The following is a 25,905-nucleotide window of genomic DNA, read 5'->3' as shown; positions in this document are numbered from 1 at the left end:
CACTCGCATGGCATCGGAGTTTCCGACAGCACCGAAGACTGCCAATCGGCCACACGCGGCGGTGTTACCCGAGAAAAGCCAGTCGCCGCTCGTTTGGGGAACGGCGCGGCGACCATGAAATCTATTTCCACATGCCCGCCGGTTGCTCGCCGATATGTGCCAGTTCCGGGAAGCCGATGCGGTGAAGAAACTCATTGCGGATTCGGTCAACGACCGGCGAGCTTATGGCTGAACCGTCATCCGCAGGGTCGATTACCGTGCGGAAAGGACGGGTGCCGGGCTTCATGGTGGCAATGCGGGCCACCGCGCGTCCGATCTCAGTCGGATCCGAATCTTCCGGGTCGGTCGCGGCGAGCGCCTTCAGCATGCGGTCGGAAAAGTCCTTCGGCCAGCCGGCCGTGTATTCGCTCGCACGCAACGTATCCGCGGGACTGCCGGCATGGGCAAAGTGATTGGTCCCCTTGGTATAGGCACCCGGGACCATGATCGAGGTCTCAATGCCAAATGGGGCGAGTTCTCGCGCGTAAGAGACCGCGATCTGATCCATTCCCGCCTTGGCCGCAAAATACGGCCCCAGCATAGGAGGGATGCCACCCATCGTGCTGCTGCTCGACACCCAGATCAAAAGCCCGCTCCGCGCCTTGCGCATGTGGGGCAGAACTGCCCGATTGACGCGCTGCGAACCAAGCACGTTGACGTCGTAGAGTTCGGCCAGCTGCTCCGGCGTGAAAGCTTCGAGAGGCCCCCACACCATATGGCCGGCATTGTGGACGAGAATGTCGAGCCTGCCGTGCTCGGCGATGATCTTTTCGATCGCCGTGTCAATCGAACCCTGGTCCTGCACGTCGAGCTCGATCGTGCGAAAATCGGTGCCCTTTTCCTTCGCTTCTGCCGCGATCTCGCTTACCGCCTGCGCATTCCTGCCTTTGGTGTGGCGCATCGATGCGTAGCTGGTGATACCGGCTGCGGCCAGGTCAGACGCGATCATCCGGCCGAAGCCGCTCGATGCGCCCGTTACAAGTGCGATCTGTGTCATGTCGAACTTCCTTCTGACTATCGGATTGATCAGACCACGCCGCCATTGGCGCGAATGGTTTGGCCATTGACCCAGCCGCCATCCGGCCCGGCCAGAAAGGCGATCACCGAGGCGATATCGTCAGGCTGGCCCAGCCGACCGAAGGGATTCATCTTCTCGATGGCGGCGATCTGTTCAGGCGATTTGCCGTGCCTGAACAGCCCGGTATCCACGGGACCCGGGGCGACCGCGTTGACGGTGATGCCACGGGGAGCAAGTTCCTTGGCGAGGATGTGGGTCATCGCTTCGATTGCCGCCTTGGTGGCTGCGTAGACACCGTAAGTGGGCTGATAGAGGCCAACGACGGTCGACGAGAAGCTGATCACGCGACCGCCTTCCCGCATCCGCCGGGCGGCCTCGCGCATGCCGCGAAAGACACCGCCGAGATTAAGCCCGACGATGCGGTCGAACTGATCATCGTCCACATCCGCGAGCGGGCTGAGCGGCATGGTACCGGCATTGTTGACCAGCACGTCGACGCCGCCGAATATCTGTTCCGCCGCGTTGAACAACGTCGCCATGCTGCTGCGGTCGGCGAGATCCGCCTGAACCGCGATGGCCTGCCCACCGGATTGGATGATTTCCGCGACCACCGCTTCCGCCGCATCCCGGTCATGCCCGTAGTTGACGCTGACGGCAAACCCGTCCCGCGCGAGCCTTCTGGCGATCGCGGCGCCTATACCCTTCGAGCCACCGGTTACGATTGCATTTCTCTGATGCGCATTGCTCATGATGTTTCTCCCATAAACTGCGGTAGGACCCACTGCTGGTTCAGGCTTGAAAGCGGCGATGACGGCGCGGTGCGTCCCGAGATACCGCCGCTAGTCCCGAGGAGCTGAAGCTACAATCGGACAGTGAGAAACGGAGCATCCGAACGACCGCCGGCGGCACTGCTGAAACCAGCGAGAGAGCTACTATGAATAGCCATACCAGCCATGGTTTCGGCACGCTTCCGGCTTATTGCCTTATGCTTTCGCAGAATTGCTCAATCCTGTGAATCTGCCGCGCAGAACTTGTAAAACTGGCCGCGATACTCGCTTGGAGAGGCTCCGACCCATCGGCGAAAGGCCGAAGCGAAGTGAGCCGGATTTTCATAGCCGCAGATGAACGCTATTTCCGTGACGCTTTCCCGGCCCTGCGCAAGCTGCCGCTTCGCTTCTTCGATCCGCATGCGGGTCAGCCGCCGATACGGAGTTTCACCGTGGATCTTGCGGAACAGCCGCACGAGATGAAAGCGGCTGATGCCGGCGACTGTCGCAGCATCTTCCAGCGAGATGGCACTGCCGAGGTTTTCCCGCATGAATTCATCCAGACGACGGATCCGGGGGTCATCGATGTTTTTCGTCGCCACCGGTGACGCCTCCGCATGGCGTATGAAGAGGTGGCTTGCGAGAAAATGCGCCACCGTCTCGGCATAGAGATCCGGTGCGCCTTCCGACATTGCGGCAGATAGCGACAGAAGCGACTGGGCGATCAGCTGATCATCGTAGCTCAGCCGATGGGGCATCGGAGAAGGACGCATGCCGCGATCGACCAGATCGTCGTGAACGCTGCGAATGATGGCTTCCGGCAGGTGCAGCTGGAGCGTGGTGTGCATGCCATTGTCACGCCAGCGCAGGGTTACCTCCTCGCCAGGCGCGGTCATGCCGATGCTGCCTGCGCGATAGCTCGTCTCATGCCATCTGCCATGATAGCGACCCTCGATATCGCAAGCCCCATCCACGACAAGGACGATCAGGTGTTCAGTGGTCGGGCGTGTGGTGAACTCCTCGGCCGCCGGCGGCTCCTCATAGCGACGCAGAAGAAGCGAGCGCCAGCCTGCCCGCAAGCTGCATTCCTTCATCGCGCCGGGCAGGTCATTGTGGGCGTTCAGAGCAACGTGGGACAGAGGCATCAATATTCCGATCCTGTAGGGTGGCATCAGTCCATTGATCACAAACGGCACGACGCCCGGATGAGCGTCATCCAAGCGCCTGTATTCGTCGATCCATGATAGCTGCGACCTTGTTATTGTCGGCCAAGCGAAATGATGTTCGTGTACAATTCAACCGGGAAAGTAGCGTCCTTCAATCAACAAAAACTCGGCAGCCTGAACCAACACAGAGCCTATCTAGTCCGGCTGACGATAGGGACTACCGCGCGCCTAGCAAAAAGCCGGCACGAAGGCCGGCTTTTCGATTATCCTCATGCCACCTGAACAAGGTGACCTTCCGAGACCTCGCGATACTCCCTGACCGGCGGCTTGTAATCCATGCCGCGGATCGGGCTTTTGAGTTCGTCGTTGGAAATGCCCCGGCGGATGCCGCGGCGGGCGGGATCCGGCACCGGCACGGCCGACATCAGCTTCTTCGTATAGGGATGCTGCGGGTTGTCGAAAACTGCGGCACGCGGGCCGATCTCGACGATTTCGCCAAGATACATGACCGCAACGCGGTGGCTCACACGCTCGACCACGGCCATGTCATGCGAGATGAACAGGAAAGCGAGGTTGAGGCTCTGCTGCAGTTCTAGCAGCAGATTGCAGACCTGCGCTTTGATCGAGACGTCGAGAGCCGAGACGCTTTCGTCGGCGACGATCACCTTCGGGTCGAGGGCGAGCGCACGGGCGATGGCGATACGCTGACGCTGGCCGCCGGAGAATTCGTGCGGGTAGCGCGACGCCATGTCAGCGGAGAGACCTACCTTTTCGAGCAGATCGGCGGTCTTCTCCTTCGCCTGCCTGGCGGTGCCGAGCTTGTGCTTGATGAAGGGTTCGGAGATGGCGGTACCGACCGTCATCCGCGGGTTGAGCGAGGAGAATGGATCCTGGAAGATCATCTGGACGGACTTGCGCATGTTGCGCAGGGCGACCGTATCAAGCTTCATGACATCATAGCCGTCGAGCGACACGTCGCCGGCGGTCGGCTCGACGAGGCGCATGATCGAGCGGCCTGTCGTCGACTTGCCGCAGCCGGATTCACCGACCAGTGACAGGGTCTCTCCCTGGAAGAGATCGAAGGAGACGTTTTCGACTGCATGCACGGCGCCGGTCTGGCGCGACAGGAGGCCCGAGCGGATCGGGAAACGGGTGACGAGGTTCTTCACCTGCAGGACCGGTGTCTTGCCGCCGGCAACGGTGTCGGCGACCTCGACCGGCTCCGCCGTCTCGCCGGTCGTCGCATCGAGCACCGGGAAGCGCGTCGGCCACTGGCGGCCCTGCATCGAGCCGAGCTTCGGCACGGCCGACAGAAGGGCTCGGGTGTAAGGATGCTTGCCGCGGTGAAAAATGTCTTCGGTCGGGCCGGTCTCGACTTCATCGCCGCGGAACATGACGATGGTGCGGTCGGCGATCTCGGCGACAACGCCCATGTCGTGGGTGATAAAGAGGACCGACATGCCCTCCTCTTCCTGCAGGATCTTGATCAGGTCAAGGATCTGTCCCTGGATGGTGACGTCGAGCGCCGTCGTCGGCTCGTCGGCGATCAGGAGCTTGGGACGTGAAGCGAGCGCCATCGCGATCATCACGCGTTGGCGCATGCCGCCGGAAAACTGGTGAGGATATTCGTCGAAGCGGCCGGCGGCATTCGGGATGCGTACCTTTTCGAGAAGGCGGATCGTCTCGGCGCGCGCCTCGGTCTTCGACATCGCCTTGTGGCGGACGAGGACCTCCGAGATCTGCCGGCCGATGGTGAAGATCGGATTGAGCGAGGTCATCGGCTCCTGGAAGATCATCGAGACTTCGTTGCCGCGCACGGCACGCATTTCCTGCTCGGAGAGAGCGAGGAGATTGCGGCCATTCAGCATGACCTCGCCTTCGATGCGGCTCGATGCCGGCGCCAGGAGACGCATCAGCGACAGAGACGTGACGGACTTGCCGGAGCCGCTTTCACCGACGATGGCAACGGTTTCACCCGGCGCGACGTCGAAGGACATGTTGCGCACCACGCTCTTCCATTGGCCGTCAACCAGGAAGGAAGTGGAGAGGTTCTTGACGGAAAGGACGGGAGCTTGGGTCATAGTGGTTTCCACGCGGTAGCAAAGGATGCGGAGGCACGGCCTTCCGCGTCGCGGACAGCCTCGAGGGCTGCGATTTTCTGATCGATGACAGTCCGGTCGATCATGCCGTGCGGGTTGTCGCGGGTCGGCATGGTCTCGGCCACGTGCAGGTAGCGCTCCTGAGCCACGGCATAGAGCCGGCGCAGTTCCACCAGCGGTTCGGCGTGGTCATCGGCATGGATGCGCAGCCAGGGGTAATCCTGATCGCGATAGATGACGACCGCCGCCGACTGCCGGCCGCGCTTGTCGCCACCGGCCGCCTCGCCGGCATCCATGGCGTCCAGCAGGCATTCGGCCATTGGCGCACCAGATGAAGCACGGTCCTTGTAGACCCGCAGTGTCGCGGCAATCACCTCGGGACCGGCTAGCATGTTGCCGGCGACCGAGACGTTTTCATCCACAAGATGGCCGGCCCAATCGACGCATTTTTCACCGGTAAAGGCGGCGTTGCGGCCGTCGGCGTCTATCAGATGCATCTGGCGCTGGCGAAAGCCGACGTCGCGGGAGGTGAGCGTCGCGATGATCTCGTCCGGCGACTTGCCTTCAGCGAGAAGCGTCAGGCCATCAGTGCCGTAAAGCGGGCTGACAAAGGCCTGGGTGGCGATTGCCCCCACCCTGCCCTTGATATGCGGCACCGTGCCGCCGACCGCGAAGAAGCGGCTGGCGACGGCGATGCCCATATGGCCCGTCCTTGGATCGCGTGCGACGATCGACCAGGTCATGGATCAGCGCCCGATCGCATAGGCCTGCATCAGGCGCGGGGTTGCGGCGGCACGCAGCAGGCCGTCGGCATCGCGGCGGGCAGCCGTGAGACGACCAACCGTCCACGGATCGGCGACCTTGACCTTGTGGCCGCGACGACGAAGCTCTTCGAGCGTCGCCTCGCCGATCGAGCTTTCCACCATGATCTCGCCCGGCGAACTGGTGCGCGGGTAGAACGAACCCGGGAAGTGGGACGTATGGAAGAGCGGCATGTCGATGGCCGCCTGCAGGTTCTTGCCGTGATGGGCATAACGCAGGAAGAAGGGCAACTGCCACTGGTCCTGCTGGTCGCCACCCGGCGTACCGAAGACCATCGAGGGCCTGCCCTGATGCAGCGCCAGCGAAGGCGTCAGTGTCGTGCGCGGGCGCTTGCCCGGAGCGAGCGAGGTCGGCAGGCCTTCCTTCAGCCAGAACATCTGAGCGCGGGAATTGAGCGCAAAGCCGAGACCCGGCACGATCGGCGACGACTGCAGCCAGCCGCCCGACGGCGTGGTCGAAACCATGTTGCCCCAGCGGTCGATGACGTCGATATGGACGGTATCGCCGCGCTTTTCGGTAAGATGCGACATGGTCGGCTCGTAGACCGTGCCGGTGCCGCTCATCTCCGCGAGCATGGCCATGGTCGCGTCTACCTGACGATCATAGCCGGGCACGGTGCCCGGACGCAGCTCCATCGAGGCGGTCGGGCCGATCAGCTTGCGGCGCTCCGAATTGTAGCCTTCCGAGAGCAGATACTCGGCCGGGATCTGGCCGAATTCCGGATCGCCGTAATAGACCTCGCGGTCGGCATAGGCGAGCTTCATGGCTTCCACGATCGTGTGGACGAAATCCGGGCCTGACGGGTCCATCGCCGCGAGATCGAAGCCCTTCAGCAATGCGAGAGACTGCAGAAGGACAGGCCCCTGCCCCCAGGCCGGCGTCTTGGCGATCGTCCAGTCCTGGTAGTCGAGCGTCTGCGGCGCTTCGACCGTGGCGCTCCAGCCGGCCATGTCCTCGGCCGTCAGCACGCCCTTGTGCTTGGAGCCGCTGGCATCCATGACTTCGGCGGTCTTGAGGTAGGTGTCGATCGTCTCGGCGACGAAGCCGCGATAGAAGGCGTCGCGCGCTGCTTCCACCTGGTTTTCTCGGCCGGTTCTGGCTTCCGACTCGGCGATGATGCGCTTGTAGGTTTCCGCCAGAACCGGATTCTTGAAGTTGGCGAGCGGCTCAGGCGCGGAACCGCCCGGAAGCCAGGTCTCATAGGAGGTCGGCCATTCCTTCTGGAAGAAATCGGCCAGGCCCTTGATGGTGTTCGATACCCGCGGCAGCGTCGGGTGGCCGTGCTCGGCGTAATAGATCGCCGGTTCCAACACGTCGCGGACGGTCATCGTGCCGTAGTCGCGCAGCATCAGCATCCAGCCGTCGAAGGCGCCCGGAATGACGGTGGCGAGCAGGCCGTCGCCGGGGATCAGCTTCAGCCCTTCGTCGGTATAGTGCTCGATCGTGGCGCCTGCCGGAGCCGGGCCCTGGGCGCAGATGACTTCCACCTTGTCAGTCTTCTTCGAGTAGAAGACGGCCGGCATGTCGCCACCCGGACCGCAGAGATGCGGCTCGACGATCTGCAGCACGAAGCCGGTCGCGACAGCCGCGTCGAAGGCATTGCCACCTTTTTCGAGGATCGCCATGCCGACGGCGGACGCAATCCAGTGGGTGGAGGTGACGACGCCAAAGGTGCCAAGGATTTCGGGTCGTGTCGTAAAGTCACTCATTATCGCATTCCTTGAGAATTAATTTTCACGCGGGTCGAGCGCATCGCGCAGACCGTCGCCGAGCAGGTTGAAGCCGATAACGACGAGGAAGATCGCGATACCGGGCCACAGCGTCATCCACGGCGCCTGGCTGAGGAAGTTCTTGGCGGTGTTGAGCATCGAGCCCCAGGAAGGCGCCGGCGCCTGCTGGCCGAGGCCGAGGAAGGACAGGCTTGCTTCCGCGATGATGGCGGTCGCCACCGTCAACGTCGCCTGAACGATGATCGGAGCAAAGACGTTGGGCAGGATGTAGCGAGTCATGATGTCGACGTGGTTGAGACCGATCGAACGGGCACCCTCGACATAATCCTCCGTCTTGACGGCAAGCACCTGGCCGCGGGTCAGCCGCACGAAGATCGGCATGGCCGAAAGGCCGATGGCAATCATCGCATTGGTCAGACTCGGGCCAAGGAAGGCCGCGAGCGCGATCGCCATGATGAGGAACGGCATGGCGAGAAGTGCTTCGGTGACACGGGAAATCACCATGTCGACCCAGCCGCCGAAATAACCGGAGATCAGGCCGAAGGGCACGCCGATGACGACGGCGATGAGGACGGAGATGACGCCGGCCATCAGCGAGGCCTGCGCACCCCAGATCATGCGCGAAAGGATGTCGCGGCCGAGATCGTCCGTGCCGAGCCAGTGAGCGGCAGACGGCGCCTTGCGGATCGCACCCCAGCTGGTGGCGACCGGATCGGGGATCGGCAGGATCGGAGCGGCAGCGGCGAGGATGGTGAAGAAAAGGACGACGACAAGGCCGACGAGCGCCGACTTGTTGCGCTTCATCTTCTTCCAGGCGCGGCTTTCCTGTCGCTTGACCGGGACGGGAATGGTGGAATTGAGTGCAGTCATATCATCAGCCTCAGATAGTCGCCCTGAGGCGCGGATTGAGCAGGACATAGGCGATGTCCGCGAGCAGGTTCATCAGGATGAAGCCGACAGCGGTGCACAGAACGATGCCCTGGACGACGGCGTAGTCGCGGGTGAACACGGCATCGACGGTCATCTTGCCGAAGCCTGGAATGGTGAAGATCTGTTCGGTCAGGACCGCGCCGGCGAGCAATTCGCCGAAGAGCAGTGCGAGAAGCGTGATGACGGGCAGAAGCGCATTGCGGAAGCTGTGCGACATGACGACTTCCCAGGGAGAAAGTCCCTTGGCGCGCGCGGTGCGGATGTAATCCGAGCTCAGGACCGCGACCATGGCCGAGCGCGTATGGCGCATCAGGGTGGCGGCCAGCGCATTGCCGAGCACGAAGGCCGGCATGATCATCGTCTCGATCGAGCGGACCGGATCGACGAAGATCGATTCGTAGCCCGAGGCCGGCAGCCAGCCGAGCTGAACCGAGACAAGCAGGATCAGCATGATGCCGAGCCAGAAATTGGGAATGGAAAGACCGGACAGCGCAATGATGTTGGCGGTGTAATCGATCCAGGTGTTCTTCTTGACCGCTGCGAGAATGCCGATCGGGATACCGATGATCATCGCGAAGAACATGGCCATGACGGCGAGCTGGATGGTGACCGGCAGCTTCTGGCCGATCAGCTCCAGCACCGGCTGGTTGGTCCTGAGGGAAATGCCGAAATCGCCGGTCACGACACCGCCCAGCCAGTTGATATACTGGATCGGCATGGGATCGTTGAGGCGATACTTCTCGCGCAGGAACTCGATGGTTGCCGGATCACGCTCTTCACCGGCCATGGCCAGGATAGGATCGCCGGGCAGCAGTTTCTGCAGGGAGAAGACGAAGATCGAGATGATCAACAGGGTCGGGATCGCGACCAGCAGTCGCTTGCCGATATAGACAGGCATGGCATTGCCCTCGTTCGTGCTTGTTCAGGCGCAGCCGCACGGGTTTTCCCGTGCGGCCATCTTAGAGGTGGTCTGGAGATCAGTCCTTGCTGACGCCGAGCAGGCGGATCATGCCGTCCGGCGAAGGCTTCCAGCCCTTGACCTTGTTGGAGATCGCGTAGGCGTAAGGCTGGTGGCCGAGGTAGATGATCGGCATGTCCTCGTTCAGCAGGACGGAGGCCGCATCGTACTTTTCCTTGCGGACGGCGTCATCGGTCGAGGCGCGGGCATCGTTGAGCAGCTTGTCGACTTCCGGGTTGCAGTATTTCACGTCGTTGATGCCGCCCTTGCAAGTGACGAACTGGTGAATGTTGCCGTCCGGATCGATACGGCCGGACCAGTCGGAACGCGACAGCTGATAGTTGCCGGCGGTCTGCTCGGAAAGGAGCGTCGCGAATTCGGTCGCCTTCAGCGTGACGTTGAAACCGGCCTCGGCCACCATAGACTGGATGACCTGCATCATCTGGGTCTGCGTGGTGTTGTTGGCGTGCTGCAACTCGATGTCGAGCGTTTCGTAGCCCGCTTCCTTCATCAGCTGCTTGGCCTTTTCGATGTCGCGGGCGGGAACCGGAAGGTTCTGGTTGAACCAAGGGCTCGTCGGCGGGTAAGGCTGGTTGCCGGCCTTGGACGTGCCTTCGAAGACGATCTGGCCGATGGCTTCACGGTCGATGGCAAGCGAGAAGGCCTGGCGCAGGCGCTTGTCCTTGCCGAGCGGGTTGTCTGCACGCGGACCGTTGCCGATGTTGACATACATGGCCATGTAGCCCGGGCCGATGACGTCGGCATAGGTGAGGTTCGAGTCGCTCTTCACCGATTCAGCGTCGGAGGCCGAAATGCGCTCGGCCATGTCGAGGTCACCCGAACGCAGGTTGGCGAGCTTCACGGTCGTGTCCGGGATCGGCAGGTAGGTCACCTTGTCGACGAGGACCTTGTCCTTGTCCCAGTAGTCGGCGAACTTTTCCAGCACGATACGGTCCTGCTGGATGCGCTCGACAAACTTGAACGGACCGGCGCAGGACGGCTTGGAGCCGAAATTGGCGCCGAGTTCCTTGGCGACCTTCGGCGCGACGATCATGCCGGCGCGGTCGGTCAGCTGAGCGAGCAGCGTGACGTCAGCGGTCTTCAGCGTGAACTTGACTTCCAGGGGACCGGTTGCCTCGACCTTCTCGACGGAGGACAGCTCGCTCTTACGGCGCGATTCCGGCAGCGTCATGTTGCGTTCGATCGTGGCGACGACGGCAGCGGCATCGAGTGTTTCGCCGTCATGGAATTTGACGCCGTCGCGGATCTTCATCGTCAAAACCTTGCCCTCTTCGGACCAGGCCCATTCGGTGGCAAGCTGCGGGACGATCTTCATGTTCTCATCGATGTCGACGAGCTTGTCGCACATCGCGGTATAGACGATGCGGCCGACGAAGGTGCGCGACTGCGCCGGGTCCAGCACGTCGGCATCATCGTTGAGGCCGATACGCAGTTCGCTGGCCATCGCCGGGAAAGCCAGGAAGGCTCCGGCAAGCAGTGCTGCGGTCAGGGTAGACAATTTCTTCATGTTCAATCCTCTGGTCTGGCTATCTCTGGGTGGCATTTTTCTTGTTGGCCGGCCACACGGGCCAGGCGGTATCGGAAACGGATCAGGACGCGGCGCTCAGCACGTCGTCATCCCCCTCTCCTGTCTTTGAACTTCTTGGACCACTCGCCTCGTCGAGACTTTCGAGAGAGGTGGCGCGGATCAGGCGTTCCTGGTGCATCAGCAAGTGCGTGCGCATGGCCTCGCCCGCCCTGCCGGGATCGCGTGCGGCAATCGCATCGACGATCGCCATGTGCTGTTCGTAGGATGTCCGGCCATTGGTTCCGGTGCGGCGGGCGCGCTCGCGGATCGACTGCCAGGCATCATCCTGACGGATGCGGTTGATAACGTCGAAGATGGAGAGAAACAGCTTGTTGCCGGCGCTCTGGGCGATCTGGCGATGCAGCGCACCGTCCCACAACTCCTTGGAATCGGCGTCGGTACTCTGGCCGGTCTTCTCGGCCAGCGCGCGCATGCGCTCGACTTCGGATGGCTTGGCGCGCATCGCGGCGAGCTGGGCCAATTGCGGCTCCATACGCAGACGCACTTCCATGATTTCCATGATGTCGGTGCCGGCCACCAATGCCTCGACATGGCCGCTCCAGTCATCCGGGCGCTCGCCGACAAAGGTACCGGCACCCTGCCGGCGCCAGATCAGGCCTTCGGACTCAAGAACCTCCAGAGCACGCCTTACCGCGCGGCGGCTGACGCCAAGGCTGTCGGTCAACGCCCGCTCGGTCGGCAAGCGTCCCTCGCTGCCGAATTCGCCCGAGGAGATCATCTCCCGCAGGCGTCCCAGGGCATAATTGGAGTTATTGGCGGCGGCGCTCACTGCGGGACCATTTCCTGAACCAATCATTAATTGGTCACAAGAAAGAATATCTAAGTTCGGCCGTCAAGACATTTTTTCGGCACTTTCCACATGTGCTCATTTTTTGACCTTCTGCTGATTTTTTCGGACTTTCCCCCATGCAATCAAAATTTTAGAATGGGAGTGTAGAGTGGGTTCCAGTTGTTCCGGCTGACTGCGGTCGGCAAAGCGCAAGCGGAGAAATTCATGAACCAGTACGACCTCATCGTGGTTGGCAGTGGTCCGGCAGGACGCCGGGCAGCCATCCAGGCGGCAAAGCTCGACAAGAAGGTACTCGTCGTCGAACAGGGCCGCAGGGTCGGTGGCGTCTCGGTCCATACCGGCACGATCCCGTCGAAGACGCTGCGCGAAACAGCCCTCAACCTTTCCGGCTGGCGTGAGCGCGGCTTTTACGGCCAGTCCTACCGCGTCAAGCAGGAGATCAGCGCGGAAGACCTGCGCCGCCGCCTGCTCATCACACTGGACCACGAGGTCGAGGTGCTCGAGCACCAGTTCTCCCGCAACCGCGTCCAGCACATCCGCGGCAAGGCGAGCTTTGTCGCACCGGATACGATGCAGATCGTCAAGGATGACGACGACATCATTCATGTCTCAGGCAAAAGCATTCTGCTTGCCGTCGGCACACGTCCTTACCGACCCGAATCGATCCCCTTCGACAACAAGACGGTGCTGGATAGCGACGAACTGCTCGAAATCCACTCCCTGCCCCGCTCCATGGTCGTCATCGGCGCCGGCGTCATCGGCATCGAATATGCGACGATCTTCAGTGCGCTCGATACGGCCGTAACGGTGATCGACCCGAAATCGACCATGCTCGATTTCATCGACAAGGAGATCGTCGAGGACTTCACCTATCAGTTGCGCGACCGCAACATGAAGCTGCTGCTTGGTCAGAAGGCCGAGAAGGTGGAGAAGCTGCCGGACGGCAAAGTTGCCGTGACCGTCGACAGCGGCCGCAAGATCATTACCGACATGGTGCTCTACGCGGCCGGCCGGATGGGTGCGACCGATACGCTCAACCTCGCTGCAGCGGGCCTCGAGGCAGACAGCCGCGGACGCCTGAGGGTCAATCCGGAAACCTTCGAGACCTCGGTCCCCGGCATCTTTGCGGCAGGCGATGTTGTCGGCTTCCCGAGCCTCGCCTCCACCTCGATGGAACAGGGTCGCATCGCAGCCCGCGTCGCCGTCGGCGCGATCGCGATGGAACCGCAGAAATACTTCCCCTACGGCATCTATGCCGTGCCGGAGATTTCCACCTGCGGTCTGACGGAAGAGGAAATGAAGGAGCGCGGCATTCCGTATGAATGTGGCATTGCCCGCTTCCGGGAAACCTCGCGCGGCCACATCATGGGTCTCGACACGGGTATGTTGAAACTGATCTTCTCCCTAAAGACCCGCCGCCTGCTCGGCGTCCATATCGTCGGCGAAGGCGCGACCGAGCTCGTCCACATCGGCCAGGCCGTGCTCAACCTCAAGGGAACGGTCGAGTATTTCGTCGAGAACACGTTCAACTATCCGACGCTCGCCGAAGCCTACAAGATCGCCGGCCTCGACGCCTGGAACCGCATGGGCGAGAAGAAGGACGCGCCTGCCGATACGGTCAAGCTGACCGATACGACGACATCGACGACCGTCGAGGAAAGCGTCAAATCGGAAAAGAAGAAAGCCTCATCGAAATGATGCGGCCTCATCAGAGGCAAGCCTAGTGGCAGGGCGGCGGCGCAGCCTGATTTCGATCTACGGGGTCAGCCTCGCCGCCATTCTTCTGTTTGCAACCTTTCCGTTGATCTCGGCGCTTGGAGCTGGAGCAATCGCAGATGCGGCAGGTTGCCAGCTTGATGAAAGCCGCAGCTACCCTTGCGTGATCGGCGGGACCGACTACGGGGAAGCACTATATGCTCTGGGCGTGCTGGGATGGCTGGGGCTTATCACCGTTCCTTACGGCGCAACTGCCCTCGGGCTTTGGCTGATCATCCTTGTCGTCCACCTGATAGTGCGGCTCTACCGCTGAGACCGTCGATCGCGGCCTCGATTCGCTCGACACAATCTTCAACCGAAACAACGGCAGTATCGACCACGAGACGGTCGCCCGACCAGGGCAGATAGTCGCGAGAGCGGACCTCGCTCCATGTCGGCGGTCGCAATCCCTCAATATCCAGAACGCGGGTTTCGACCCGCCGGCGATGCTCGTCTTCATCACCGCAGATGATCTCGACATCAAGGCTGGGGAGTCCGTGACGCGCCGCAACCTCCCGCCATCCGGCGCGGCTCTCGGCTACCGGATTGACGCTGTCCGCGATGACCATATTGCCGATTTTCAGGTTGGATGATGCGATGGCATGGGCGATCACATAGCCAGCCGCGCCGATCTCCCTAACGTCCGACAGATCACGCCTAAGCACATGCTCGATCTCGTCGACGCGGATGTAGGTAGCCACAAAATGCGCAGCCAGCGCCTTGCCGACGGTCGTCTTGCCGCTTCCCGGCAGCCCACTCAGGATGATCAGCATGGCAACTCCCGGCCGCGATTCCATCGTCGTCGGAGAGACTATCGGCTCAAGACGAATCCTGCACGACAATCCTGACAGGATGAACCGCTCTTTGCCGGAGTGCAGACACAAAAATGGCCCCTTGCGGGGCCATTTTCGAGAATTTTCGTCGCGATTAACGCGAGTAGAATTCGACGACCAGCGACGGTTCCATGATGACCGGGTACGGTACATCCGAGAGAGACGGGATGCGTGCGAAGGTGGCAACCATCTTGTTGTGGTCGACTTCGACGTAGTCCGGAACGTCGCGTTCAGCGAGCGAAACGGCTTCGAGAACCGTGACGAGCTGCTTGGACTTCTGACGGACTTCGATAACGTCGCCGGCCTTGCAACGGTAGGAACCGATGTTGACCTTGACGCCGTTGACCGTGACGTGACCGTGGTTGACGAACTGACGGGCAGCGAAGACCGTCGGAACGAACTTGGCGCGGTAGACGATGGCGTCCAGACGCGATTCCAGCAGACCGATCAGGTTTTCACCGGTGTCGCCCTTGCGGCGGTTGGCTTCTTCGTAGATCGCGCGGAACTGCTTCTCGCGGATGTCGCCATAGTAGCCCTTCAGCTTCTGCTTGGCGCGGAGCTGAACACCGAAGTCGGAGAGCTTGCCCTTGCGGCGCTGGCCGTGCTGGCCCGGGCCGTATTCGCGGCGGTTAACCGGGGACTTCGGACGGCCCCAGATGTTTTCGCCCATACGGCGGTCAATTTTGTACTTGGACGATTCGCGCTTGCTCATCGCATTTCCTTTCGAACAGTTACACCGGTTTGTTGCCAAACCGGATGAAGGAAACACGCCCTCCTCTGAACCTCGATTTAGAAGTTCTGACAGGCTTCTCACGAAAGCGATCGGAGAGTGCCACGGGACATGTCAACAAAAACACCGGGCTTTACGACCCGGCGCTGGCGGGTCTTTAGGCGGCTGTCATGGAAATGTCAACTGCAGGCCCCTTGAAATCGGCGGTACCCTGCCCCCATTTACGCGACCATGGATCCGGGCCCCTCTGGCGCATTCCGGACACTGCGTGATGTCGGATCCTGTTTAAAGCCAACCTCGTCCGGATAAGGTTGACTGATGGATCTCCTCTACACGGATTTTCTCGGCACGCCCACATGGATGTGGGCGATCTTCATTACACTCGTCCTCTCCCTTCTCGCCCTTGATCTTGGCGTCCTGCACAAGGATTCCAAGGAGATCGGGGTGAAGGAGAGCCTCCTGATGTCGGCGTTCTATATCGCGATCGGCGTCACCTTTGGCGGCTGGATCTGGTTCCAGCAGGGGCAGCAGCCCGCGGTGGAATATCTCACCGGCTTCGTCGTCGAAAAGAGCCTTGCGATGGACAATATCTTCATCATCGCGATGATCTTCTCCTACTTCGCCATTCCGCGACAGTATCAGCACCGGGTCCTGCTCTATGGCATTCTCGGCGTCATCGTGCTGCGCGGCATCATGATCGCCGGCGGCGCGATGATCGTGGAAAATTTCCATTGGGTTCTCTATCTCTTCGCCGCCTTCCTGGTGTTCACCGGCATCAAGATGCTGGTGTCGTCCGATCATGACGAGAGCGACATCGGCAACAATGCGATGCTGAAATTCCTGCGTCGCAAGCTGCCGGTGACGAAGGAACTGCATGGCGAGAATTTCTTCGTCAAGCAGAAGGACGACAAGACCGGCAAGCTCAAGACCTTCGTCACGCCGCTCTTCCTGGCGCTGATCATGGTGGAACTGGCCGACCTCGTCTTCGCCGTCGACTCGATCCCGGCGATCTTTGCGATCACCACGGATCCGTTCCTCGTCTACACGTCGAACATCTTCGCGATCCTCGGCCTTCGTGCGCTCTATTTCGCACTGGCTGCCCTGATGCACCGCTTCGCCTATCTCAAATATTCGCTGGCTGCGGTGCTGATCTTCGTCGGCTCGAAAATCTTCGTCGCCGACATGCTGGGCATTTCGAAGATACCGCCATCCGTCTCGCTCGGCGTGACGGTCGCCATCCTCGCCACCGGCATCCTCGGTTCGCTCTGGGCGACGAGGAAGGAAAGCGAAGCGACCTGACGCAAGAGATCGCTTCTGCGGCAAACAAAAAAGCCCTCCGGCGCGATCTGTGCCGGAGGGCTTTTTATCTTTGAGGAATGGATTATTCCGCGGCGATCTTGAGATCGCCTTCGTCGGGCGCATCTGCACTGCCGGGCGCGGTCTCCGCCTGGAGGTCGGGGAAAGCCACGATGCGCTTGCCGGCGAAATCGGCATGGACGATGATCAGCCCCTGCTCTTCGAAGTAACCGAGAAGACGACGGGCGCGGCGGGCGGAATGGGTTCCGTAGGCCCGAGCGATACGGGCATCCGACGGGCATGCCTCGCCGCCGAGGGCCGCCTTCGCCATCATTAGGAAGACGCCCTGAAGATCGTCGGAAACGCCGTTTGACAGCGAAAGAACCGTTGCCCAAGCATCGCTTGACGCCATCGCGGCATCGACGCCGGAGCGTGCGATCGCGGTGCGGCGACGGAAATCGCTGAGCGAGACCGGCGGTCCCGGCAGGCGGCGCATGCGGGCACGGACGAGAAAGTCCTGATAAAGCACGGCATCGGTGCGGTAAGCAGACTGCGGATCGTCGAGAATTTCCGACAGGACCGCCATCAGGCGCTCCTCATGCTCTTCGGGCGAAAGCTCCGGCATCGGCGTGCGCGCTTCATTGGCGGCCGGCTGGATGGCCGCCGGCGTGGAGCGCGACAACTCGGCCAGGATATCAGTGGTCGGCCGCGGTGCCGGCGTCGGACGGCGCACGGCCGTGATTGGACGCGCGAACTCTTCCGGATCCGGCGTGAAGATCAGGTCTTCGACATCCTGCGGCGCATCCGGCAGCGGCATCAGCTTCGGGCTCGATGAACGCGCGGAAGTCTCGACCGCACCTATGACGATCGGCAGCGGACGACGCGACAGAGCCGGGCCGAGCGCAACGAAATTACCGCGCTTAAGGTCGCGGAACATTTCGGCCTGGCGGCGATCCATACCGAGAAGATCGGCGGCGCGGGCCATGTCGATATCGAGGAAGGTACGGCCCATCAGAAAGTTCGAGGCTTCCGCGGCAACGTTCTTGGCAAGCTTCGCCAGGCGCTGGGTGGCGATGACGCCGGCGAGACCACGCTTACGGCCGCGGCACATGAGGTTGGTCATCGCGCCGAGCGACATTTTGCGTGCATCTTCGGAGACATCGCCGCCGACGGAGGGCGCGAACATCTGCGCCTCGTCGACCACGACGAGAACCGGATACCAGTGATCGCGATCGGCATCGAACATGCCGTTGAGAAAAGCAGCCGCGGCCCGCATCTGCTCTTCGAGATCGAGGCCTTCCAGCGTCAGGACACAGGAGACGCGGTTCTTGCGGATACGGTTGGCAATGCCGGCAAGCTCCGCTTCCGTGCGCTCGCCATCGACGACCACATGGCCGAACTTGTCGGAGAGCGTGACGAAATCGCCTTCGGGATCGATGACGACCTGCTGAACCCAGGGCGCCGACTGTTCCAAGAGACGGCGCAGAAGATGCGACTTGCCGGAACCGGAATTGCCCTGCACGAGCAGACGCGTGGCCAGCAGCTCTTCGATATCGAGCTTGGCCGGCTGGCCGCCGGTCACAGTTCCCATATCGATTCCGACCTGCAATGCCTTACCTCGTATGCCGTCTTGTGATGATCTGTCGGCGGTCTCTTCGCGGTGACGCAATTCGCCGAACCGTCCCCATAACAGAGAATAGGATTCGTTTCGCCGGGCAAGTGCGAAAATCAACAGGCTTTGCGATTAAGCCGCAGCTCGCTTGAAACCGAGCGACAGGAGCCCTGCCCCGATCATCAGCGAACCGCCGGTGCGGTTGACGATGCGCTGGACCTTCGGCTTGCGGATCGTGTTGCGCGCCATCGATGCCAGCAAGCCGTAAAGCGCCGCATTGATCGTCGCCAGAACCAGGAAGGTCACTTCGAACACGGCCATCTGGAAGAAGAGCGGCTTCGTCAGGTCGAGAAACTGCGGCAGGAAGGCAACGAAGAAGACGATGCTCTTCGGATTCAGCGCGGTGACTGCATAGGTATGGAGGAAGACGCGGAAAGGCCGGACGGCCGGCACATCCGAGTCATCGGCCGCGGCGGCCTGCTCGGAAACCGGCGCGCGCCAGAGCTTAATGCCGAGATAGATCAGATAACCAGCCCCTACCCATTTCAGCACAGTGAACAGCATCGCCGAAGTAGCCAGCAGCGCGCCCAGACCGAGCATGGAAGCGGTCATGGCGGTAAAATCGCCGAGCGCCACGCCGGCGACGGTCGCGCTCGCCACCTTGCGGCCGTGGCTCAGCGCGTAGGAAATGACGAGAAGGATGGTCGGCCCGGGGATCGCCAGCAGGATCGCCGATGCCGCCACGAAGGCGAGCCAGTGTTCAACGGACATGTGATTTCCTCCTCATGATATATCGACCAAGCCACGGAAATTCAGACTTGGCAAGCGACGAGATTCAGTCAGCGCGGCGCCATGATAATAGGACGTCCGGCTCCTTTTCCTCGTTGCCGGAACCATCCGTTTCGGTGACGACGGCAAAGCCGTTCGAATGGTAGAAGTGCCGAGCGCCGGCGTTCTTCTGGAACGTCCAGAGAAACAGTTCACCGTTCACCGTCTTGGCGACATCCAGCAATCGGGTGCCTATCCCTCGCCCCTGGGCGGCCGGCAGGACATAGAGCTGTTCGATCCAGTCCTTGCGGAACGCGATGACGCCGAGCAGTTCACCCGCCCGTTCGGCGCCCCAGATCTCGCAGGTCGCATGCAGATGGTCCTGCCAGAATCCCCGGTCCTCAGCCGGCGTGTGGAGCCCGGCAAGCCATGGCAGCCGCGCATCGAACGCGCTTCGAAACACGTTCGCGGCGGCTGCCATGTCGTTTCTTGCGAGCCGGCGATAGCCGACATCGGCACTCACAGGTAATGCCTCCAATGCTCGAAGCGGGCTTCGAGAACACGATCGACCTCCGGAGAGATCGGCGGCAGACCGATATCCCTGCGCATATGATTGTCGAGATCGACCGAGCGATTGACTGCCCGGCCGACGGATCGACGGGCAACAGTGACAACGAGTGCCCGCATCAGGCTCCACGGTCCGTGCCGCCTGTAGAGTGCGTCCATTTCTGCCGACAGGACGTCAGCAACCATTACGTGCATTTCACGCATAGCTTTTCCGCCCCGGCACGCGCGAGCGGCCAGGTCCTTTCGAGGTTGGAAGCGACGCGCGCGAAAATGCGAACGGCAAACGCCGTTACGCGGTCAGATCGGGCACGTCAGGTTGAGACAGAGAAAGATGCCAGAAGGCGGATTCCGAGGGCAATCAGCCCCAGAATGCCATCCCGATCACAGGTCGCGGACGATAGCCGCAGGTGGCTCGGGTGGATCCGCCAAGGAGGCGCGTATAGGCATAAAATACGGTCATGAATGCGCTCCCTTCGTGTGAGTTGCGGATGATGGGAACATGGCACGGTCTTTTGAAACGCGCAAGCGCTCACAATCGAAAATTGCATTCAAGGGCAAGATCGTTGCACAATGGCAACAATCGTTGACGCGGCTAAGGATTCAGGCGGTGCGCAAACCGAATCCCTGCATCAGTCGGCGGGTGGCGAAATCCGGGTTACCGGATGTGAAAATGGCGAAGTCGTATTCGTCCGGATGTTCCGCGCCATCGACGACCGGCACCTTGCGTCGCGCCTGCCGGGCGATCGCCTCTGCCGGATCAAGCCAATCAACCGGCCAGGGAGACAGGCGTCGGAACACATTGGCCATGAACGGATAGTGCGTGCAGGCAAGAACGACGATGTCTGTCTTCTCACCATCCTTTTCCACGAAGCACGGCGCGATCTCCGCCAGCACAGCCTCATCGGATATGGCTTCGCCGCGGATATAACTTTCCGCCATGCGTGCGAGGTTTTCGGAGCCGACGAGCCGGACATGACACTGGCTGGCAAAGGACTGGATGAGATCGCGGGTATAGGCGCGCTTGACAGTGCCCGGCGTCGCCAACACGGAGACGAGACCGGACCGCGTGCGTTCCGCGGCCGGCTTGATCGCCGGCACCGTGCCGACGAAGGTCATCTCCGGAAACTCCTCCCGCAAGGCTGCACCGGCCAGGGTGAAGGCGGTGTTGCAGGCAATGACGCAGACTTCAGGCCGGTGTTCGTCCAGAAGCTCTTTGAAGAGACTCAGGATGCGCTCCTGCAGGGCGCCCTCCTCCCAACTGCCATAGGGAAACGCCTTGTCATCGGCGACATAGATGAAACCGCGCTCCGGCATCAGAACGCGTGCCTCGCGCAAAACCGTCAGCCCGCCAATGCCCGAATCGAACATCAGGACCGGCTTCAGCTCATTCGTCGATGTCATTCCCCTCGCGCTCCCCTGCGTCACTTGCCTTCTGCTGTCTCGGAACAATTTTTTCCGGCCATTGACGCGGAAAGCGATCGAGCGAGCGGATCACGCCGCGGAAAACGCTGATTTCCTGTTCGGAAAAAGCCCGCCGCGACAATACCGCGCGAAGGTTGTCGATCATTTTGGGCTTTTTTTCCGGCGGGTGAAAATAACCTCTGGCATCGAGCGCTTCCTCGACATGCTCGAACATTCCCAGGACCTGCTCCTTCGTCGACGGGCGCTGCTCGATCGGCTGGAAGCGCGTCTCGTCGAGATCCTCCATGCCGGATTTCATCCAGTCATAGGACATGAGAAGGACGGCCTGAGCGATATTCAGAGAGGCGAAGGCAGGATTGACCGGGAAAGTAACGATCTCGTCGGCAAGCGCCACTTCCTCATTGTTCAGACCCCAGCGCTCGCGACCGAAGAGGATGCCGGTCCTTTCGCCCGCCCTGAACTTTTCGCGCAGAGTGGAAGCCGCGAAAGTCGGCGAGCGGACCGGCTTGAAGCCGTAGCGTTCGCGGGCCGTCGTGGCATAGACGAAATTCAGGTCGCGGATCGCGTCTTCGAGCGTCTCGTAGACCTTGGTGCTGTCGATGACGTGATCGGCCTTGGAGGCGGCGGAGCGCGCCTTCTCGCTTGGCCAACCATCGCGCGGGTTGACGAGGCGAAGCTCCGCCAGGCCGAAATTGGCCATGGCGCGCGCCACCATCCCGATATTTTCTCCGAGTTGCGGCTCGACCAGAATGATGGCCGGTCCTTCGGCGATCAGTTCTAGCTCGCTGTTTGTTCCTGACATATTCGCTTCCGCTTGTTCTTTTGCCGGGCAAATAGCCCCCATAGGCGGCGACGGCAAGCCGGTTATTGGTACTTCGGCCCATCGGCAGCGGCCGGATACAGGCGATTGAGCAGATTGGCGACCATATCCGCGCCGAGTGCCGCACTTTCCTGGGAGGCCGGAAGCATCGCGGCGGCGGTCGCCGCGTGCCTCGGCCTCTTGGACGAGAAACAGTCGGCGCCCCGCGCCGCCGCCTTGTCTAGGGCCGTCCTCGCCTCGTCGATTGCCCTCAGAAGTTCGGCATCGGCGGGCTTTGCGGCATCGGCGAAATCCCTCGCGAGGATGCGAGCCCAGTAGGACGTGGCCAGAAACACCGCCAATGTCTGGCGGATCGGCCCCGGCCGGGTGACCAGCGACCATGCGCTGCCGAGCGGGCGGGCAGCCACCGTCAGATCACGATAGGCCGCATCCAGCCGGTTTGCGAGTTCGATAAGCCTGTAACGTCCCTCACCTTCCCTTACCGCGTCGAGCAACTGTCCCAGGTTGTCGTACCAGCGAGCCAATGCGAGCTCGACCGTCGATCGGGTCGAAGCCGGAAAGATGACGAAGGCGACGAATATGCCTGCAAGGGCGCCGATCATCGTCTCCTCGACGCGCAGCAGCAGCACTTCCAGCGTCAACTGGCCGATCAGGCCGTAGACGAGGCAAAGCACGATGGTGACGAAGAAGCTCATCACCGCGTAGGACACCTGGAGATAATAGAAGGCGAGGAACACGCCGGCCGAGGCAAGCAAGACGGTTGCCGCAGTGTTGCCTGCAAGAAGTGTCGCGGCAGCAAGCCCGATGACGATGCCGAGCAGCGTTCCGACGGACCGCTGAACCGCACGGATCGCGGCATCGCCGCGAGATCTGGTGTTGTTGAAGACAAGAAAGGCCGTGAGAACCGCCCAGAACCAGCGTTCCCGCGACAGCGCCAAGCCAAATACCATAGCAATGCCGGAAGCGATCGTGATCTGCACCGCGGCCCGAACAAGTGGATTGCGCCAGGAAAAATCCGGCTTCTCCTGCCCCTTCGCGGCACTGGCGCCATCCGTGTTCATCAGTTGCCGCAATGCGCCGTCGTCGACCGTCCTTGTTAGGGTCGAGGATGCGCGCTGCAACCAGAGCAGAGCCTTGACGCTTTCGGCCTCCTGCGGACTTCGCGCCTGACTCGCGTATACCTCCGCAACGTCGTTCGCCAGAGCGGCGTCGCCTCGCATCACCGCTTTGACGAGGCTGCGGGGCGCAAGCGCTTCGGAGGCGGTCACAATGACGCTTTCGGCCGCGAGGTGGATGTCGAAAAGCGCGACCGAAAGCGCTGTCAGCGGTCCATCCTCGGACGCGTCAGCACCTTCCGATCGGCGGGGCAGAAGCCCGTCGGCCATCAGCACGACGTCTTTCAGGCGCTCTTCGCGGCTGCGCAGGTCCAGGCGGTCCTTCTCCGTCATGGTTCCGGCAACGGAAAGCTCCGAAAGGCGCTCCAGGATATCCGAGACCCTGTGCTGGATCACCTTCAGCGCTTCGCCAAGGTCGCGCCGCCAATCGTCCGGCAGGAGATAGGTTCTAATCAGGTGCCCGAATGCCACGGCGAAAAGCGGGCCAAGCGCTGCAAGCGGAAGCTCGGCGAACGACGGCTTGAGATAGGCGCCGATGAAATAGGAAATGAACGCAAACATGCCGACCGCAAAGCCGCGCGGGCCGTAGACACGGGCCAGACTGGCAAAGAGGATCACGCAGAGAAACACCAGGTCGGCCACTAGGCGATAGTCTTCCAGAAGCGCGGCAAGCGTGATGCAGAAGAGACTGGCGACACAGCCCATCAGCCGGGTCCTGAGCTGATCGGCCGCCGTCCGGTCGCGGACGGCCACACCTCCCTCGATCGAAAGCACGATCGCCAGCGCATAGGAAATCGGCGGCAGGGGAACGAAAGCCAGGTGAACGCCGATCAGGGCGAGGATCGAAACGAGGATGGCGAGCGTCACCCTCGCGCCCATCTTCACGCGCGACAGCGCCGGATCGGATGCCAGGAGGCGGTTCAGGAGCGGGGAAAACCGCCCCATGGCAGCTTGCCGTGACTCAGATCGAAACAAACGCGTCTGCCTCGCAAGATGACGATATGGTTGGCATATTGGGACGCCCGGCCAGTGTCATCAAGTCGGCGTTATTCGCCCTTCGCGATCGACTGCATTTCCTCGATGAGAGAATCGCTTTCGCCATCGGCGACGCGGTGGATGTCGTCGATCACCGGCTTGCCATCCTCGTCGATCACGTCGAACTGCACCTCCGAGAGACTATCCTTGAGCTCGGTGTCATCGACACAGGTCCATTGCTTGAATGTGACCTTCACGCCGGTCTTGCCGTCGGCCGGTGCCGAAGGGACGATCGTGACGTCCTGCAGCGGGCAGCCGTCCTGCGAGGCGGTCACGACGTCATAACCGAAGGGGTCACCGGGACCATTGTTCTCCGTTTCGTAGGCGGGATGCTTGGAAGCCTCCGCATAGGCAGCCTGGAACCGCTTGCTGAAAAGGCGGGCAAGCGGATCGGCGTCGAATATGAACTTCCAGTCGCTGTCGTTGCTCTTCCAGTTGTCCTCGGTGATCTTCATCACCTCCTTGACCGGATCGGCGGCTTCGGCCGCCAGGGAGACCGTAGAGAGGAGCGATAGGGTGAGCGCGAGCAGCAACGAGCGCATGATGGCAATCCAATTCCTGGCCAATCCGGTGGCCGATTTTCAGGGCAATGTCGGCCGGACATTACCCCCCCGCCGTCATTTGGCAATGGCCAATCTGATTGTACCCGCAGTCGTCTTCCGGCGCATCCGGAAATCTCGTTCAATTGGGCGGGAATCCCGGCGTCATGCCTTTGCACCACCGTCCTGCGATGCTATAGCGCACCCCGTATTGATCATTTTTGGGCCGGATGTGGCCCGCTTACGACAAGAGGAAGTCCATGCAGAAGATCAAGGTAGCGAACCCGGTCGTCGATCTCGACGGCGACGAGATGACCCGCATCATCTGGCAGCTCATCAAGGACAAGCTGATCCTTCCCTATCTCGATCTCGACATCGAATATTACGACCTCTCCGTCGAGAACCGTGACGCCACCAGCGACCAGGTCACCGTCGACGCAGCACATGCGATCAAGAAGCACGGCGTCGGCATCAAGTGCGCGACGATCACGCCGGACGAAGGACGCGTCGAGGAATTCGGCCTGAAGCAGATGTGGAAGAGCCCGAACGGCACGATCCGCAACATCCTGGGCGGCGTCATCTTCCGCGAGCCGATCATCTGCAAGAACGTTCCGCGCCTGGTTCCCGGCTGGACCAAGCCGATCGTCGTCGGACGTCATGCCTTCGGCGACCAGTACAAGGCCACCGATTTCAAGTTCCCGGGCAAGGGCAAGCTGTCGATCAAGTTCGTCGGTGAAGACGGCCAGGTCATCGAGAAGGACGTATTCGACGCCCCCGGCGCCGGCGTTGCCATGGCGATGTACAACCTCGACGAATCGATCCGCGAATTCGCCCGCGCCTCGATGATGTACGGCCTGATGCGCAAGTGGCCGGTCTACCTGTCGACCAAGAACACGATCCTCAAGGCCTATGACGGCCGCTTCAAGGACATCTTCGAGGAAGTCTACCAGACCGAGTTCAAGGCGAAATTCGACGAAGTCGGCATCATCTACGAACACCGCCTGATCGACGACATGGTCGCTTCCGCCCTCAAGTGGTCCGGCGGATATGTCTGGGCCTGCAAGAACTATGACGGCGACGTCCAGTCCGACACCGTTGCCCAGGGCTTCGGCTCGCTCGGCCTGATGACCTCGGTCCTTCTGTCCCCGGATGGTCGCACGGTGGAAGCCGAAGCGGCTCACGGCACGGTGACCCGTCACTATCGCCAGCACCAGAAGGGTCAGGAGACCTCGACCAACTCGATCGCCTCGATCTTCGCATGGACCCGCGGTCTCGCACATCGTGCAAAGCTCGACGACAATGCGGAACTGGCAAAGTTCGCAACGACCCTCGAAACGGTCTGCGTCGACACGGTCGAAGCCGGCTTCATGACCAAGGACCTTGCGCTCCTCATCGGTCCGGACCAGCCGTGGCTCTCGACCACCGCCTTCCTCGACAAGATCGACGAAAACCTCAAGAAGGCAATGGCTGCCTAAGCCTGCCTTC

The 25,905-nt window shown here is 61.5% G+C and carries 24 protein-coding genes; 4 read left to right on the top strand and 20 right to left on the bottom strand.

What is annotated here, in order from left to right; genetic code table 11:
• Positions 1-121 precede the first annotated feature (121 nt).
• The 10 genes from BM216_RS18230 to BM216_RS18185 form a co-directional block, all read right to left on the bottom strand.
• Positions 122-1,036: an SDR family oxidoreductase gene (locus tag BM216_RS18230; RefSeq protein ID WP_093000630.1), complete on the bottom strand. Its 915-nt coding sequence runs from the start codon at positions 1,034-1,036 to the stop codon at positions 122-124.
• A 29-nt stretch (positions 1,037-1,065) separates the two neighbouring features.
• Positions 1,066-1,806, bottom strand: a complete 741-nt coding sequence (locus BM216_RS18225; protein WP_093000629.1) for an SDR family oxidoreductase — start codon at positions 1,804-1,806, stop codon at positions 1,066-1,068.
• A 254-nt stretch (positions 1,807-2,060) separates the two neighbouring features.
• The gene (locus BM216_RS18220; protein WP_177230829.1) at positions 2,061-2,969 is read right to left on the bottom strand and encodes an AraC family transcriptional regulator; all 909 of its coding nucleotides are present in this window, start codon (positions 2,967-2,969) and stop codon (positions 2,061-2,063) included.
• Between the two features lie 290 nt (positions 2,970-3,259).
• Complete coding sequence (locus BM216_RS18215) at positions 3,260-5,071, bottom strand: ABC transporter ATP-binding protein (RefSeq protein ID WP_093000627.1); 1,812 nt, start codon at positions 5,069-5,071, stop codon at positions 3,260-3,262.
• A complete protein-coding gene (locus tag BM216_RS18210; protein WP_093000626.1) occupies positions 5,068-5,832 on the bottom strand; it encodes a DUF1028 domain-containing protein in 765 nt (254 codons plus the stop codon). Before BM216_RS18210 ends, BM216_RS18215 begins: the two co-directional genes overlap by 4 nt.
• 3 nt (positions 5,833-5,835) lie before the next feature.
• Positions 5,836-7,620 carry a gamma-glutamyltransferase family protein gene (locus BM216_RS18205; protein ID WP_093000625.1) on the bottom strand — a complete coding sequence of 595 codons (1,785 nt, stop codon included), beginning with the start codon at positions 7,618-7,620 and terminating at the stop codon, positions 5,836-5,838.
• Positions 7,621-7,638: 18 nt separating this feature from the next.
• Positions 7,639-8,511: an ABC transporter permease gene (locus BM216_RS18200; protein ID WP_177230828.1), complete on the bottom strand. Its 873-nt coding sequence runs from the start codon at positions 8,509-8,511 to the stop codon at positions 7,639-7,641.
• A gap of 10 nt (positions 8,512-8,521) precedes the next feature.
• The gene (locus BM216_RS18195) at positions 8,522-9,469 is read right to left on the bottom strand and encodes an ABC transporter permease (protein ID WP_093000624.1); all 948 of its coding nucleotides are present in this window, start codon (positions 9,467-9,469) and stop codon (positions 8,522-8,524) included.
• A gap of 79 nt (positions 9,470-9,548) precedes the next feature.
• Positions 9,549-11,057 carry an ABC transporter substrate-binding protein gene (locus BM216_RS18190; RefSeq protein ID WP_093000623.1) on the bottom strand — a complete coding sequence of 503 codons (1,509 nt, stop codon included), beginning with the start codon at positions 11,055-11,057 and terminating at the stop codon, positions 9,549-9,551.
• Positions 11,058-11,139: 82 nt separating this feature from the next.
• On the bottom strand, positions 11,140-11,934 hold the full coding sequence (locus BM216_RS18185; protein ID WP_177230827.1) for a FadR/GntR family transcriptional regulator: 795 nt from the start codon (positions 11,932-11,934) through the stop codon (positions 11,140-11,142).
• A 198-nt stretch (positions 11,935-12,132) separates the two neighbouring features.
• On the opposite strand from BM216_RS18185, the gene sthA reads away from it, so the two are divergent.
• On the top strand, positions 12,133-13,626 hold the full coding sequence (sthA, locus tag BM216_RS18180; protein ID WP_093000622.1) for a Si-specific NAD(P)(+) transhydrogenase: 1,494 nt from the start codon (positions 12,133-12,135) through the stop codon (positions 13,624-13,626).
• A gap of 25 nt (positions 13,627-13,651) precedes the next feature.
• The gene (locus BM216_RS18175; protein ID WP_093000621.1) at positions 13,652-13,957 is read left to right on the top strand and encodes a hypothetical protein; all 306 of its coding nucleotides are present in this window, start codon (positions 13,652-13,654) and stop codon (positions 13,955-13,957) included.
• On the opposite strand, the gene BM216_RS18170 is transcribed toward BM216_RS18175, so the two are convergent.
• Both BM216_RS18170 and rpsD read right to left on the bottom strand, forming a co-directional pair.
• The gene (locus BM216_RS18170; protein WP_093000620.1) at positions 13,917-14,456 is read right to left on the bottom strand and encodes a P-loop nucleotide/nucleoside kinase family protein; all 540 of its coding nucleotides are present in this window, start codon (positions 14,454-14,456) and stop codon (positions 13,917-13,919) included. The two genes, BM216_RS18175 and BM216_RS18170, sit on opposite strands and share 41 nt — an antisense overlap.
• A 154-nt stretch (positions 14,457-14,610) precedes the next feature.
• Positions 14,611-15,228, bottom strand: coding sequence for a 30S ribosomal protein S4 (gene rpsD / locus BM216_RS18165; RefSeq protein WP_093000619.1), 618 nt, complete (start codon positions 15,226-15,228; stop codon positions 14,611-14,613).
• A gap of 336 nt (positions 15,229-15,564) precedes the next feature.
• Between rpsD and BM216_RS18160 the strand changes: the two genes are divergently transcribed.
• On the top strand, positions 15,565-16,545 hold the full coding sequence (locus BM216_RS18160; protein ID WP_093000618.1) for a TerC family protein: 981 nt from the start codon (positions 15,565-15,567) through the stop codon (positions 16,543-16,545).
• A gap of 82 nt (positions 16,546-16,627) precedes the next feature.
• Here BM216_RS18160 and BM216_RS18155 read toward each other — a convergent pair whose 3' ends face one another.
• From BM216_RS18155 to BM216_RS18120, 8 genes are all read right to left on the bottom strand, one after another.
• A complete protein-coding gene (locus BM216_RS18155; protein WP_177230826.1) occupies positions 16,628-18,151 on the bottom strand; it encodes a helicase HerA domain-containing protein in 1,524 nt (507 codons plus the stop codon).
• A gap of 135 nt (positions 18,152-18,286) precedes the next feature.
• Positions 18,287-18,925: a LysE family translocator gene (locus BM216_RS18150; RefSeq protein ID WP_093000617.1), complete on the bottom strand. Its 639-nt coding sequence runs from the start codon at positions 18,923-18,925 to the stop codon at positions 18,287-18,289.
• Between the two features lie 64 nt (positions 18,926-18,989).
• Positions 18,990-19,403 (bottom strand): GNAT family N-acetyltransferase, encoded by a 414-nt coding sequence (locus BM216_RS18145; RefSeq protein WP_093000744.1) that lies wholly within the window; start codon positions 19,401-19,403, stop codon positions 18,990-18,992.
• 38 nt (positions 19,404-19,441) lie between these two features.
• Positions 19,442-19,693: a hypothetical protein gene (locus tag BM216_RS18140; protein ID WP_143102793.1), complete on the bottom strand. Its 252-nt coding sequence runs from the start codon at positions 19,691-19,693 to the stop codon at positions 19,442-19,444.
• Between the two features lie 396 nt (positions 19,694-20,089).
• Entirely contained in the window at positions 20,090-20,890 is an 801-nt protein-coding gene (gene murI, locus BM216_RS18135) for a glutamate racemase (protein ID WP_093000615.1), read from the bottom strand.
• Positions 20,874-21,713 carry an RNA methyltransferase gene (locus BM216_RS18130; protein ID WP_093000614.1) on the bottom strand — a complete coding sequence of 280 codons (840 nt, stop codon included), beginning with the start codon at positions 21,711-21,713 and terminating at the stop codon, positions 20,874-20,876. Before BM216_RS18130 ends, murI begins: the two co-directional genes overlap by 17 nt.
• A gap of 62 nt (positions 21,714-21,775) precedes the next feature.
• Positions 21,776-23,791 carry an FUSC family protein gene (locus BM216_RS18125; protein ID WP_093000613.1) on the bottom strand — a complete coding sequence of 672 codons (2,016 nt, stop codon included), beginning with the start codon at positions 23,789-23,791 and terminating at the stop codon, positions 21,776-21,778.
• A 101-nt stretch (positions 23,792-23,892) separates the two neighbouring features.
• Positions 23,893-24,423: a hypothetical protein gene (locus tag BM216_RS18120; protein WP_093000743.1), complete on the bottom strand. Its 531-nt coding sequence runs from the start codon at positions 24,421-24,423 to the stop codon at positions 23,893-23,895.
• Positions 24,424-24,680: 257 nt separating this feature from the next.
• On the opposite strand from BM216_RS18120, the gene BM216_RS18115 reads away from it, so the two are divergent.
• Positions 24,681-25,895 carry an NADP-dependent isocitrate dehydrogenase gene (locus tag BM216_RS18115; protein ID WP_093000612.1) on the top strand — a complete coding sequence of 405 codons (1,215 nt, stop codon included), beginning with the start codon at positions 24,681-24,683 and terminating at the stop codon, positions 25,893-25,895.
• The last annotated feature ends 10 nt before the right edge of the window (positions 25,896-25,905 follow it).

The organism is Rhizobium sp. NFR07 (assembly GCF_900111905.1).
Taxonomy (GTDB): Bacteria; Pseudomonadota; Alphaproteobacteria; order Rhizobiales; family Rhizobiaceae; genus Neorhizobium.
This window is presented reverse-complemented; position numbering and strand designations above follow the sequence as displayed.